Origin of the sequence: Butyricicoccus pullicaecorum, assembly GCF_002160355.1 — a bacterium.
GTDB classification, from domain to species: Bacteria; Bacillota; Clostridia; order Oscillospirales; family Butyricicoccaceae; genus Butyricicoccus; species Butyricicoccus pullicaecorum.
Genome location: NZ_NFKK01000002.1, coordinates 31,761 through 45,216 on the forward strand (window position 1 = coordinate 31,761; position 13,456 = coordinate 45,216).

The following is a 13,456-nucleotide window of genomic DNA, read 5'->3' on the forward strand; positions in this document are numbered from 1 at the left end:
GATGGTCGAGGTGACAGGATTCGAACCTGCGGCCTCTTCGTCCCGAACGAAGCGCTCTACCAAGCTGAGCCACACCTCGATTTTTTGTTGTTCGCTGTCGTTTTTTCTTGACTCTCGCTGACAGCTTCTTTATTATATCTATAACAGGCCTTTTTGTCAACACTATTTTTAAAATTTTTTTGGATTTTTTTGGAGGGCGATTTTTGATGCAAATAGAGCGCTTTACCAAGGCACAGGCAGATGCCTTACTGCCCGGTCGAAAGCCGGAGACGAGCAAGAATGATTATGGTCGGGTGTGGGCGTTCTGCGGTTCGAGCGGCTATACCGGTGCGCCGTACTTTGCCGCCCAAGGTGCGGTGCGCATGGGCAGCGGCATTGTGACGCTGGCCGTTCCCGCAGACATTTATCCCATTCTGGCAGTCAAGCTCAACGAGCCGGTCATCTATCCCTATACTGAAGATCGCTGGCAGGACGCCCTGCATCGCGCAGAGCGCAGTGCAGCTTGTCTGATCGGTTCCGGTCTGGGACACTTTGCCGCGTTCCGGGAACTGACCTTGACTGCACTAACCTCGCTTCCTTGTCCAATCGTTTTGGATGCCGACGGCATAAACGCGCTGGGCGGACATATAGATAAGTTGTGCAGTACCGCGTACCCGGTTGTGCTGACACCGCACGCGGGTGAGTTTTCACGCCTGACCGGCATTGACCATCCGACGGCAGAGGACGCGGCGGCGTTTGCCGTGCGCTACGGCTGTGTAATGTTGCTCAAGGGGCACCGGACGGTCGTAGCCGCGCCAGACGGTACGGTGACGTGCAACACGACCGGAAACCCGGGTATGGCCAAGGGCGGCAGCGGCGATGTGCTGGCTGGTATGATCCTGTCGCTCATCGGTCAGGGACTGCGTCCGGCAGACGCAGCGCGAGTCGGTGCATGGCTGCATGGACGCTGTGGTGATGTGTGCGCCAATCGCCTGAGTGAATACGGCATGACACCGACTGACATGCTGGGTGTCCTGCCCGAGGTACTGCACGAGTACAATACAAGGGAGTGGTGACGGCTGAAGCGATTATTTGGGTGTGTTTTGCTGCTCGTTCTGCTCACAGGCTGCGGCAGTTCTGCCCCGCCGGCAGGGGAGACCGTGCGTGCGTATTATGAGGGGTTACAATCAGCGCAAACACACGCTAAAATTTTATCAGATTTCGGTGATTCTGCGCTGGAATACGAGGTCGATTACGAGTATAATAAAGAGGATAACGATTTACTGACAATCACTGCCCCGGAGAGTATTGCGGGCGTACAGGTCGAGATCTCGGGCGAGCATGCGGACGCGTTTACGCTGCGCTATGCCGAGGCCGAGCTGATGTTTGGCGGGGACAACATCCCCGGACTGACACCGGCGGATGCCATCGCCGATCTGCTGTACGATCTGCGCACAGGTGAGCCGACCGAGGTCAGCACCGAGCCGGTCGGAGACATCACTGCAGTGCGCCTGCACTACGAGACCGCCGACCAAAGCCCGGCTATCGCCAAGACCGTCTGGGTAAATCCTGACACCATGGCGCCGGTCTGTGCCGAACTGTACTGCGATGGGGACAAACAGCTGACGCTGTATTTTGAGCAATTCCAGTGAACAACGAGGAGAACCGAAATGGCAATGAATCAGAACCGGGCATGGGCAGAGATTGATCTGTCCGCTCTGGAACATAATTTTGACGTCATCCAAAAACATGCAGGCCGTCCGGTGCTGTGCATCGTCAAGGCGAATGCGTACGGACACGGTGCGGTGCCGGTCGCACACTGTCTAGAACGGCGCGGTGCGGCGTACTTTGGCGTCGCAACCGGTGACGAGGCACTCGAGCTGCGCGCGGCAGGTATCCGCACGCCGATTCTTATTTTGGGCTATGTCGATGTCATTGATATGCCGGCCATCGTGCGCCATGAGATCACCGTCCCGGTCTATGACCGTGAGACCGCCGAGTTGTTCTCACAGGCGGCTGTCGCAGAGGGCAAGCCGATCAAGGTACATTTTGCGCTGGACACCGGCATGTCTCGTCTGGGCTTCCAGGCAAACCGCACCCAGCAGACCATCGACGAGCTGCTGGAGATCGCCAAGCTGCCCGGCATCGAGGTCAGCGGTGCGTTTACGCACTTCGCGGTTGCGGATACGGCAGCGCCCGAGGACATTGAATTCACTCACAAGCAGCTCGATCTGTTCCGTAAGGTCTGCGACGGTCTGGAACAGGCCGGTCTGCCGCTGCCCATCAAGCACTGTGCCAACAGCGGCGGTGTCGTGCAGTATGCCGACAGCTATCTGGACATGGTGCGCGCGGGTATCATCCTGTATGGCTATCAGCCCGACCCGGCAAATCCGGTGCGCATCAACGTCCGTCCGGTCATGACGGTCAAGACCCACATCGTGCAGGTGCGTGAGCTGGAAAAGGATCGTCTGGTCAGCTACGGCTGCACCTACCGCACCGAGGAGACCATCCGTGAGGCGGTTGTTGCTATCGGCTACGCCGACGGTTATCTGCGTGCCTGCTCGGGCCGTGCGGCTGTTGTCGTGGACGGACAGGCCGTTCCGGTCATCGGACGTGTGTGCATGGATATGCTCATGGTGCGCCTGCCTGAGGGCGTGAAGGCGGCACGCGGCGACGTTGTGACCGTATTCGGTGACGCGGCAGTGACCGCAGACACCCTCGCAGAAGCGGCGGGTACGATCTCCTACGAGGTGCTGTGCGCGGTGTCGCACCGCATCCCGCGTGTGTACTTATAAGACACCTAAAAAATTCCGGTTTGGTACGGTTATATCTGCCTCCGATGCGGGGAAAATAGGAGTACAAAGTCCTATTGAGAAAACGGAGGTTGAACAGCGTGGAACATAAAGTCAAACGCGGAGATATTTACTATGCTGATCTCAGTCCGGTGGTCGGCAGTGAGCAGGGCGGTATCCGGCCGGTACTTATTGTCCAGAATGACGTGGGCAACCGATACAGCCCGACCGTCATTGCAGCCGCCATCACCTCGCAGGTCAACAAGGCAAAAATGCCCACACATATCTCGCTCGGTGCGCGCTCGTTCGGACTGACCAAGGATTCGGTTGTCCTGATGGAGCAGATCCGCACGCTGGACAAAAAGCGCCTGCGCGAGAAAATGGGTACACTGGACGCAGATCACATGCGGCGGATCGATCAGGCACTGGCGGTCAGCTTTGGGCTGGGCGCATCGGGCGCGCCGCAGGGATAAACAGACAACGGAGTGAATGGGATGAAGATAAAACAACAGAGATTTATCACCTCGACCGCAGCCGTGCTTATGGTCTGCCTGCTGGTATCGGGTTATTTCGCGGTGGCGCAGTCAGGGTCATCGGACGATCCGCTGGTGACGCAGAGCTATCTGGATGCGGTCATCACGCCCAAGGCCATGCAGACGGCTGAGAACGCGGCAAACGCACAGGCCAATACCTTGTCGGCACGCATCAATGAGCTGTCACAGAAGCTCAACGAGAGCATCACAGCGGCAGCGGCAGCGGTTGCGTCGGATGAGACCTTCTTAAAGCGTGTGTCGGCCGCAGGCGGCGGCACGGCGGCGGACAGCGGCACTTGGCAGTCGCTGACGCTGTCGGCGGGACAGAAGGTTTATCTCGCAGCCGGGGCAGAGGTCGTACTACGCAGCGGTGCGGCGACCTGTGTCGAGAGCGGCGGCCGTGGACTGGTCAACCTGTCCGAGGTGGGCGAGCTGTCCGAGGGCGAGGCGCTTGACCTGTACGCCCTGTACACGGCGACCACCCAGTCGGCGGGCTTGCAGGCGACCGAGCGCACCAAGGTGCTGATCTCGGGCGATTATTCGGTGGCATAAAAAGAATGCAAGGCGCGTATCTATGAGAAGTAGATACGCGCTTTTTGTATGCGCGGAAAGGGGAGGGCGGCGCATGGAGGTATCGTACCGAGGACAGACGGTAGGCCAGATACAGGTCGAGGTGCAGGATGACGGCGTGCGCTTTGTGGCCGAATGCCGGGTGCAGACCAATGACATTTTGCGGTTATACGGTCTGCGGGATGGCTGTGCGCCGCTGCGCATTGACGTGGCCGAACCGGTGGGGGACAGCCTGCGCGTCCAGCGCACGCTGTCATGGTATGCGCTGCGCACGGCAGGATACACGGCAGACAGCCTGCCCACGCGCTATGTGTTGGATACCGGGGAGGGCAGTGAACTGGCAGAAAGCCGACCGGCTGTGACCGGAGATGTCAAGCTGGACGCGCTGATTATGAACGGTGTGGTGCGTTGTCAGCCGGAAGACGGAGGATTCTGCATACAAGCCCCTTTTGCCGCAGGGCAGGCGTGTCCGTTGGCCTTTGCCCTGACCGCCTGCACGGTTGCAGACGGTCAGGCGGTTTTGCATGTACGCCGCAAGTCTGTCCCTTTTCAAGCAGGGCGGTAGATGATAGAATAGGAGGACAGAACAGAAAGAAAAGGAGGAGCCTCCGTGAAACATGCAATGGATCACCCGATCACACCGACATTTCTGCTGCGCTTTACGCTGCCATCCATCGTTATGATGATTGTACTGTCCATGTACACCGTGGTCGACGGTACACTGGTGTCGCATCTGGTCGGAACCGAGGCGTTTTCAGCCATCAATGTTGTGTATCCCATTCTGGGCGTTGTGGTCGCCCTGGGCACCATGTTCGGAACGGGTACGACCGCGATTGTCTCGCGCAAACTGGGACAGGGCGACCAGAAGGGAGCCAATGAGATTTTCTCCTTCGTCCTGTCGGTCACCATCGTCATCGGCATTGCCTTCGCCGCTCTGGTGCTCATTTTCTTGCGGCCAATCATCCGCATGCTGGGTGCCAATGACGTGCTGTTCCCGTACTGCTACGGTTACGCATTCCCGGTCGTTTGCTTTCTGCCCATGAGCATGCTGCAAATTCAGTTTCAGACCCTGATCGTGGCCGCAGGCAAGCCGCAGATCGGATTGATTCTGACGGTCGGCAGCGGCATTGTCAATGTCGTGCTCGATCTGGTGTTTATGGGTGTCTTTGGATGGGGCATCTCTGGCGCAGCCCTCGCGACTGGAATCGGTTTCTGCATTCCGGCGATTTTCGGCCTGTGCTATTTCCGCTTTTACTCCAAGGCAGCTTTTCGTCTGGTGCGTCCGACCCGCAACTGGAAGCAGCTGGCGCACGCGGCGGCAAACGGATCGTCCGAGATGGTCAGCTATTTATCCGAGAGCGTGACCACCTTCTTGTTTAACATCACCATGATGCGCCTGCTGGGACAGGACGGCGTGGCCGCGGTCGCGATCGTACTGTACCTAGACTTTGTACTGGTCGCAGTCAGTCTAGGCTATGCGATGGGCGTTGCACCGCTTATCAGCTACAACTACGGAAAAGGGGACAAGGCCAATATTCGCAAGATTTTCCGTCTGAGCGTGCTGTTATGCCTGTGTGTCGGTGTCTGTATGACGCTGGGCACGCGTTTATTCGGTGGTACGCTGGCAACCGTGTTCACGCCGGCAGGCAGCGCGGTATATGTACTTGCGGTCGAGGGGTTGCGCTGCTATGGTCTGAGCTATCTGTGTAAGGGATGCAACCTGTTTGCTTCGGCACTGTTCACTGCTTTCGGCAATGGGCGCGTCTCGGCGTTCCTGTCCTTCCTGCGCACGCTGTTCTTCCTGTCGGGCAGTATCATCCTCATGGCAGCGCTGTTTGGCGTGACGGGCGTATGGTTTGCCGCACCGATTGCCGAGGGATTGGCGCTTTGCGTGTCCATTTTCTGCGTGTGGCGCTATCGGCGGATATACCCGTATGGTGGTTAAGTCGAGGAAATACACGAATGTTGTACAATATAACAAAAACGCGTGCAAAAATTTTGGAGAATATTTGGTTATATAGCGCTTGCAAAAAGAAAAAGACATGATATAATAATAACCGTAGTCAGGAGGCGTCCGGAACCCCTTGAATCGGATGCGTGCCAACTCCTGACCATCCCCCTCTTTGATATGCTCCCACTGTATGAACGCGTGGGAACATGTTCTACCCCCTGAATCATCCTCAAATTCTAAAATCCTTGTGACAAAGCCACCGGTTTGCCCGGTGGCTTTGTTCGTTTTTGTCAGGTCTTTCACAATGGGGAATCGATTGCATCTTACTGTCTATTTTGAGACTGTGCCGCGTATAGATGCTGCGGACAGCTGCAAAGACTTTGTTGCAAATTTAACAGATGAGCGCTTGTTTCTCACAAAGAATTTTACCATTTGGTCAAAAATTACTTTACATGCCTGCGGGAACGCGGTATACTGGGAAAAACAGGTCAGAGCGAGAGGGAGAGATGGGCGATATGATCGAGCGTTTACAGCACTGTGCCCTGTTTGCAGGGATTACACAGCAGGAAATAGAGGCTTTGCTCGGCTGTCTGCGGCCGGTGCGCCGTACCTATCCGAAGGATGCGGTGATCTGGCATGAGGGCGAGCGGGTACAGAGTGTGGGACTGGTGCTGAGCGGCAGAGCGGTCATCCTGCGCGATGACTTCTGGGGCAATCGGAGTATTTTGGGCGAGTCTGCTGCGGGCGACTTGTTCGGAGAATCCTACGCCTGTGCACCCGGCACACCGCTCACTGTGAGCGTCATTGCAGCCGAGGACTGTGAGGTGCTCTTCATCAACATCGCGCAGGCACTGACCATGTGCACCCACGTTTGTGCATTCCATGTGCGTCTGGTCAACAACCTCATGCACATTCTTGCAGGCAAAAATCTGATGCTTTCCCGCAAGATCGATCACCTTTCCCGACGCACGACCCGAGAGAAACTGCTCGCTTATCTGTCCGATCAGGCTGAAGCGCAGGGCAGTTCCAGTTTTGATATTCCGTTTAACCGCCAGGAGCTGGCCGACTACCTGTCTGTTGACCGCAGCGCCCTGTCTCAGGTGCTCAGCTGTATGAAACGGGAAGGACTGCTGGATTTCCAGCGCAGTCATTTTACGTTGTTCACCGACCGATCAGAGTCCTGATTGTGCCGGTGTTCTGTTTATCACAACGAGAATGGAGAGAAAATATTTTAGAGCGAAAGGGGAAATCTTTGGCTTATGAGCAGAATGTACATCGAGACGCCCAGCCGCGCACAGACCGTGGTGGAAGGGCTCTACCGTGACGTAGAACGCCGCATTGCCGCCAGCCCTCCGGGACTGTGTCCGGTCGACATGGCGCTCTCTTTCCTGCGCCTGTGCCACGCGCAAACCTGCGGTAAGTGTTCGCCCTGCCGTATCGGTCTGGGTCAGCTGACCCGACTGGTCGAGTCGGTACTCGACGGTGAGGCAAGCCTCGAAACCATCAACCTGATCGAAAAGACCGCACGTGTCATTGCCGCTTCGTCCGACTGTGCCATCGGCGCCGAGGCAGCCGAGATGGTGCTGCGCGGCGTGCAGGGCTTCCGAGAGGATTACGTTGAGCACGTGGTCAATCATCGCTGTATCACCGGACTGACGCAGCCGGTACCCTGTGTCTCTCTGTGTCCGGCAGGTGTGGATATTCCGGGCTATATCGCGCTCATCAACGAAAAGCGCTACGCCGATGCGGTACGCCTCATTCGCAAGGACAATCCGTTCCCGAGCACCTGTGCATTCGTCTGTGAGCATCCCTGCGAGGCAAGATGCCGCCGCAGCATGGTGGACGCACCGATCAACATTTGCGGCCTCAAGCGCTACGCGGTCGAGCACGCGGGTGTGGTTCCGGCTCCGGCCTGCGCACCCTCGACGGGCAAACGCATCGCGGTCATCGGCGGCGGCCCGGGCGGTCTGTCCGCAGCGTATTTCCTGTCGCTGATGGGGCATCAGGTCGTGGTCTATGACCGTCTGGAAAAGCTCGGCGGTATGCTGCGCTACGGCATTCCCGATTACCGCCTGCCGCAGGCTGTGCTCGATGCCGACATTGACTGCATCCTGTCCACCGGTGTCGAGGTACATACCGGTGTGAGCATTGGCGAAGATATCTCCTTTGAGCGTCTGGAAGATGAGTTTGACGCAATTTATCTGTCCATCGGCGCACAGAACGATAAAAAGATTGGCATTCCGGGCGAGGACAGCAAGGGTGTGCTGTCGGCAGTCGAGCTGCTGCGCGCAACCGGCAGCGGAAAAGCACCCGACTTCACGGGCAAACACGTCGTCGTCATCGGCGGCGGCAACGTCTCTATGGACGCAACCCGCACCGCGCGCCGTCTGGGCGCGGCTTCGGTCACCTGTATGTACCGCCGCCGCGTAGAGGACATGACCGCGCTGGCCGACGAGATCGCCGAGGCAGCCGAGGAAGGCTGCGAGATCATGCCGCTTCAGGCACCGGTTGCCATTGAAGCCGACGAACAGGGCAACGTCTGCGCGATTGTCACCCGTCCCCAGCAGATCGGCCCGGTGGGCAAGGATGGCCGTCCGCGTCCGGTTAACGCCGGTCTGCCCGACCTGCACACGCCCTGCGACATCGTGGTCGTGGCCATCGGTCAGGGTATTGACTCCAAGACCTTCGAGGAGGCCGGTATTCCGACTGTGCGCGGCGCGATTTCGGCGCTGCCCGACTCCTTCGTCAAGGAAAAGTCCAAGGTCTTTGCCGGTGGCGACGCAGTCACCGGCCCTGCAACCGTTATTCGCGCTGTCGCTGCCGGCAAGGTCGCGGCGGCCAACATCGACGCATTCCTGGGCTTCCATCACGAGATCAGCGCGGACGTGACCGTTCCGCCTGCTCGTCTGACCAACACCCCGGCCTGCGGCCGCGTGCAGCCCGGATGCCGTCCGGCAGCCGAGCGCGTATGCGATTTTGAGCTGGCGTCTCTCGGCATGACCGAGGGCGAGGCCATGCAGGAATCTTCGCGCTGCCTGCGATGCGATCACTTTGGCTACGGCAATTTCAAGGGAGGGAGACAGGAAAGATGGTAAACGTAACGATCAACGGAATCACCGTATCCGTGCCCGAAGGCACGACCATCAAGGAAGCGGCGGCGCAGGCCGGAATCGTCATTCCCACCCTGTGCTACCTCAAGGACTTAAACGAGATCGGCGCGTGCCGTGTGTGCTGCGTCGAAGTCGAGGGCGAACGCCGTATGGTGACCGCCTGCAACAATCCGGTGCGTGAGGGCATGGTCGTACATACCAACTCGCCCCGCGCTCGTGAGACCAGAAGAGTCAATGTTGAGCTGATCCTGTCCCAGCATGATTGCCACTGTGCAACCTGTGTGCGCTCGGGCAACTGCAAATTGCAGGAGCTCGCGAACGATCTGGGCATTCTGGTCAATCCCTACGAGGAAGACCTGCCGCACGGCATCCACGCCATGTGGACGACCACCTTCCCGCTGTACCGCGATGCCAAGAAGTGCATCAAGTGCATGCGCTGTGTGCAGGTGTGTGAGAAAATGCAGTCACTCGGCATTTGGGAGCTGACCGGTTCGGGCGGCCGCTCGACCATCGACGTATCGTATAACCGCCGCATCAAGGATGCCGACTGTGCCCTGTGCGGCCAGTGCATCACCCATTGCCCGGTCGGTGCGCTGCGCGAGCGCGACGACGTACAGCGCGCGCTGGATGCGCTGGCTGATCCGGATATCGTGACCGTTGTCCAGATTGCACCGGCTGTGCGTGCAGCTTGGGGCGAAGCCTTTGGTCTGGCACCTGAGCAGGCGACGGTTGCCCGTTTGACTGCGGCCCTGCGTCGGATGGGCTTTGACTATATCTTTGATACCACGTTCTCGGCTGACCTGACCATCATGGAGGAGAGCGCAGAATTCCTCGAGCGCCTCAAGAGCGGCGCACTGCGCAACGGTCCCATGTTTACTTCGTGCTGTCCCGGTTGGGTGCGCTTCCTCAAGTCGCAGTATCCCGACATGACCGCACTTCTGTCCTCGGCCAAGTCGCCGCAGCAGATGTTCGGCGCGACGGCCAAGACCTGGTTTGCCAAGAAGATCGGCGTTGATCCCAAGAAACTGTTCTGCATCTCCATCATGCCCTGTCTGGCGAAAAAGTCCGAGTGCGATCTCAGCACCATGCAGAATGAGGACTATGGCAAGGACGTCGATCTGGTACTGACCACGCGTGAGGTCGACCGCATGCTGCGTGCCGATCAGATCAACGTTAAAAATCTGCCCGAGGAGGCGTGCGACTCGCCGCTCGGCACGGGCACCGGTGCGGGCGTGATCTTTGGCGCGACCGGCGGTGTTATGGAAGCCGCGCTGCGTACCGCTTATTATATGGTTACCAGTGAAAACCCGCCTGCCGATGCCTTCCGCGATGTGCGCGGTGACAAGGGCTGGCGTGAAGCCGATTTTGACATCGCAGGCACACCCATTCATGTTGCAGTGGTCAGCGGACTGGGCAATACCCGCAGACTGATCGAAGCCATGCGCGAAAAGCGCGTCCGGTATGACTTTGTCGAAGTTATGGCATGTCCGGGCGGCTGCGCGGGCGGCGGCGGTCAGCCCATCCACGACGGCGAAGAGCTGGCCTACAGCCGTGGTTCGGTGCTGTACGGACTGGACGAGGTCGCAAACCTGCGCTTCTCGCATGAAAACCCCGATGTGCAGGCGCTCTACCGCGAGTATCTGGGACGGCCGCTGTCCGAACTGGCCGAGACGCTGCTGCACACCGAGCACAGCGGCTGGTTCATGCCGACCCATCCCGACTATAACAAGCGCTAATCGATTACTTCTACTTCCTATCAAAAAGGAGTGTCGCACGAGATTGTGCGGCACTCCTTTTGCGTTTACTTATATTTATCTTGTACAGACGGGGGATAGAGACTGTCAAAGTCGTAGTTTGCCATGAGCGAGCGCAGATGGCTTGCCATCGCCTCGACACCCGAAGCGTCAAGCGGCGGATTGTCGGCCATGTAATCGACAATGTAGCGGTTGACCTCGCTGCGGTAGTGCACCATGTCGGTGTAGTTGTCGTAGTTCGTGGTAATGGCGTTCTGATCGATGAAGCTGTAGAACTTGACGTTTTCCTTATCCTTATAGCGGTTTGCTGTGTCGTAGAGCAGGAACATCATGGCGTCGATCTGACCCTGACGCTTGATGCTGTCAAAGTACAGCGTCGAGTACGGCGGGAAATAGAGGTAGAAGGTGGTTTCGGGGTGACCGTCTACCCATTTATCGATGATTTCCAGATTCTTGCGCAGGTCCTCGTTGAAGACGTGGCGGTCGTACTGGAATCCGATATCCTTGGGACGCTCGTAAGACGCGATGGCGACATCCAGACCGTACTTGGTGTCCTCGGTCTCCCAGACAAAGGCCTCGTCCAGATCGGTATGGGTTCCGGTCAGTGTAGCCAGGACGGTCTGTGCACAGGACTCGAGCAGGATATCCTTATTGAGTACATACTGGATATCGTTGAGCGGGTTGAAGTCGTAGAGATAGGTGGGCATGGACTCGCTGTCCTGCGGGTCGGCAGCCAGCAGACGGGGGTCGAGACTCCAGTAGACGCGCTCAATGTCGTGGGTGGCGTAGATGGTTTCGAGTGCAATGTCGAAGTCCGCGAATGTACCGCCGGGATAGCTGGCTTTGAGTGTTTTTCCGCCAAACCGTTCGTCAAACCAGCTTGCGCGGAAGTTGGAGGTGACCGATGAGCCGATGCACACCGAGTCATAGTCCTGATTTTTAATCAGACCGGCATTCTGATAGCGCTCATTGGTATAGGTTGCTTCGATGCCGGGCAGGGGCAGGTGATACTGGAACGCCGGGTCGAGCACAAGGACGGTCGCCGCGGACAGCAAAAGCAGGCCGACGACCACACCGATCAGGCGAAGGACATACTTTCGATACATGGTTGGCCTCCTTTAGAAATTGAAGTACAGGAAGGTGCTCACGCCGGTGAAGGACAGGATTGCCCAGACGAGCAGAATGGACGATACGGCCAGCTGGATGCCGGATGGCTGGAAGCGCTCGCCGAGGGTACGGTCGAGTGCGTTGCGCGGCATGAGACAGAGCACAAGCGACAGAACCAGGAAAAAGACGGTTGCGGTCAGACCGAGCGTCTCACTTTGCAGACCGAGCACCTGATTGACGACCTTGAGTTCGGTGGTCATAAAGCAGGAATATAAGGTATAGGGCAGGCGTGTCCAGCCGGAGAAGAACTTGGACAGGAAGGTCAGCGCTGCGGTCAGGCTGGGTGCACGGAAGAAGACCCATGCGATATTGACAAACAGGAAGGTGATGAGCCAGCCGAGCGGACGGGGCAGACGCTTGTCAGTGTAGCGGTCGCGAATCTTGGACAGCGTCAGCGCCAGACCGTGCAGACCGCCCCAGATAATGAACGTCCAGCTTGCACCGTGCCACAGACCGGATACCAGAAAGACAACCAAGGTGTTAATGCAGGTGCGCACAAATCCGCGGCGCGAACCGCCGAGCGGGATGTACAGATAGCGGGTGAAAAAGCGGGTCATGGTCATGTGCCAGGTCTTCCAGAATGCGGTGATCGAGCACGAACGATAGGGGGAATCGAAGTTGCGCGGGAGATCCAGACCGATCATGCGGGCGGCACCGGTGGCGATATCGCAGTAGCCGGAGAAATCAAAGTAGAGCTGGAAGGTGTAGGACAGCATGGCAACCAGCGCAGTTGAGGTGGACAGGCTGCTGACATCGGTCCAGGCAGCGCTGACTGCCTTGCCGAGCGTGTCAGCCAGCAAAACTTTCTTAGCCAGACCGTAGCTGACCAGCGTCAGTCCGCGTGCGATGTTCTCCCAATCCAGTGTGCGGCGCTTGGGATCGCGCAGCTGCGGGATGATCTCGCTGTGAAAGGCGATCGGACCGCTCGTGACATAGGGGAAGAAGGAGACAAAGAGCGCGTATTCATCTAATGTATAGCGCTCGGCTTTGCCCTGATAGGCGTCGACCAGATAGGCGACCTGTTGGAAAGTGAAGAAGCTGATGCCGAGCGGGAGCAGCAGGGACACCGGGCCGATCGTGGTACCGGTGAGGCTGGACACGTTTTCGAGCACAAAGTTCGTGTACTTGAGCACACCCAGCGTGCCAAGGTTCAAGATCAGTCCCAAAACCAGCAGCGGCTTTTTGGGCGATTGGGTCAGCCGACGTCCGATGAGCCAGTTGACCACAGCGCTGACGAGCAGGAGGATAAGACCGCGCACGTCATTTGCGGCGTAGAACCACAGGGACAGTGCCAACAGAAAGAGTGTGCCCAGACGCGGCGTGCCGCGCTTTGCGCAAAAATACCAGCCTGCGGTACACAGCGGCAGAAAAATCAGCATGAATAAATAAGAATTGAATAACATGATCTCCTCCGGCGCGTATTTTACAGAATATTTCTCATTATATCATAAAACTGGGTGCAGGGATAGGTTTTTGTGCACGCATACGGTGAGGAAAAGAATACAACGAATGAATATTTATACAGAAAAAATGCGGTTTCCGGAAAAAAGCCGGGGATGTTTGTAAAAAACGCCGATTTTGACCGGAAATTCCTTGTAAA

General features: G+C 57.7%; 12 protein-coding genes and 1 tRNA gene. 10 read left to right on the top strand and 3 right to left on the bottom strand.

Features of this window, described 5'->3' with window-relative positions; translation table 11 throughout:
* Nucleotides 1-2: 2 nt before the first annotated feature.
* Nucleotides 3-79 (bottom strand) — tRNA-Pro (locus B5F17_RS01865).
* A gap of 127 nt (nt 80-206) precedes the next feature.
* Between B5F17_RS01865 and B5F17_RS01870 the strand changes: the two genes are divergently transcribed.
* The 10 genes from B5F17_RS01870 (at nt 207) to B5F17_RS01915 (ending at nt 10,671) form a co-directional block, all read left to right on the top strand.
* The gene (locus B5F17_RS01870; protein ID WP_087370196.1) at nt 207-1,055 is read left to right on the top strand and encodes an NAD(P)H-hydrate dehydratase; all 849 of its coding nucleotides are present in this window, start codon (nt 207-209) and stop codon (nt 1,053-1,055) included.
* 27 nt (nt 1,056-1,082) lie between these two features.
* On the top strand, nt 1,083-1,631 hold the full coding sequence (locus B5F17_RS01875; RefSeq protein WP_087370198.1) for a hypothetical protein: 549 nt from the start codon (nt 1,083-1,085) through the stop codon (nt 1,629-1,631).
* A gap of 18 nt (nt 1,632-1,649) precedes the next feature.
* Nucleotides 1,650-2,774, top strand: a complete 1,125-nt coding sequence (gene alr / locus B5F17_RS01880; protein ID WP_087370200.1) for an alanine racemase — start codon at nt 1,650-1,652, stop codon at nt 2,772-2,774.
* 98 nt (nt 2,775-2,872) lie between these two features.
* The gene (locus tag B5F17_RS01885; RefSeq protein WP_016147595.1) at nt 2,873-3,244 is read left to right on the top strand and encodes a type II toxin-antitoxin system PemK/MazF family toxin; all 372 of its coding nucleotides are present in this window, start codon (nt 2,873-2,875) and stop codon (nt 3,242-3,244) included.
* Nucleotides 3,245-3,265: 21 nt separating this feature from the next.
* Nucleotides 3,266-3,856, top strand: a complete 591-nt coding sequence (locus B5F17_RS01890; protein ID WP_087370202.1) for a hypothetical protein — start codon at nt 3,266-3,268, stop codon at nt 3,854-3,856.
* 73 nt (nt 3,857-3,929) lie between these two features.
* A complete protein-coding gene (locus B5F17_RS01895; protein WP_087370204.1) occupies nt 3,930-4,439 on the top strand; it encodes a hypothetical protein in 510 nt (169 codons plus the stop codon).
* Nucleotides 4,440-4,484: 45 nt separating this feature from the next.
* Nucleotides 4,485-5,819, top strand: coding sequence for an MATE family efflux transporter (locus B5F17_RS01900; RefSeq protein ID WP_242968688.1), 1,335 nt, complete (start codon nt 4,485-4,487; stop codon nt 5,817-5,819).
* A 512-nt stretch (nt 5,820-6,331) separates the two neighbouring features.
* Nucleotides 6,332-7,009, top strand: coding sequence for a Crp/Fnr family transcriptional regulator (locus B5F17_RS01905; protein ID WP_087370206.1), 678 nt, complete (start codon nt 6,332-6,334; stop codon nt 7,007-7,009).
* Nucleotides 7,010-7,084: 75 nt separating this feature from the next.
* On the top strand, nt 7,085-8,920 hold the full coding sequence (locus B5F17_RS01910) for an NAD(P)-binding protein (protein ID WP_087370208.1): 1,836 nt from the start codon (nt 7,085-7,087) through the stop codon (nt 8,918-8,920).
* Nucleotides 8,914-10,671: a [FeFe] hydrogenase, group A gene (locus tag B5F17_RS01915; RefSeq protein WP_087370210.1), complete on the top strand. Its 1,758-nt coding sequence runs from the start codon at nt 8,914-8,916 to the stop codon at nt 10,669-10,671. The genes B5F17_RS01910 and B5F17_RS01915 overlap by 7 nt, the downstream gene beginning before the upstream one ends.
* Nucleotides 10,672-10,736: 65 nt before the next feature.
* Here the strand turns inward: B5F17_RS01915 and B5F17_RS01920 are convergent, their stop codons facing one another.
* A complete protein-coding gene (locus B5F17_RS01920; RefSeq protein WP_087370212.1) occupies nt 10,737-11,795 on the bottom strand; it encodes a phosphoheptose isomerase family protein in 1,059 nt (352 codons plus the stop codon).
* A 12-nt stretch (nt 11,796-11,807) separates the two neighbouring features.
* A complete protein-coding gene (locus B5F17_RS01925) occupies nt 11,808-13,235 on the bottom strand; it encodes an MBOAT family O-acyltransferase (protein ID WP_162608048.1) in 1,428 nt (475 codons plus the stop codon).
* Between the last annotated feature and the right edge of the window lie 221 nt (nt 13,236-13,456).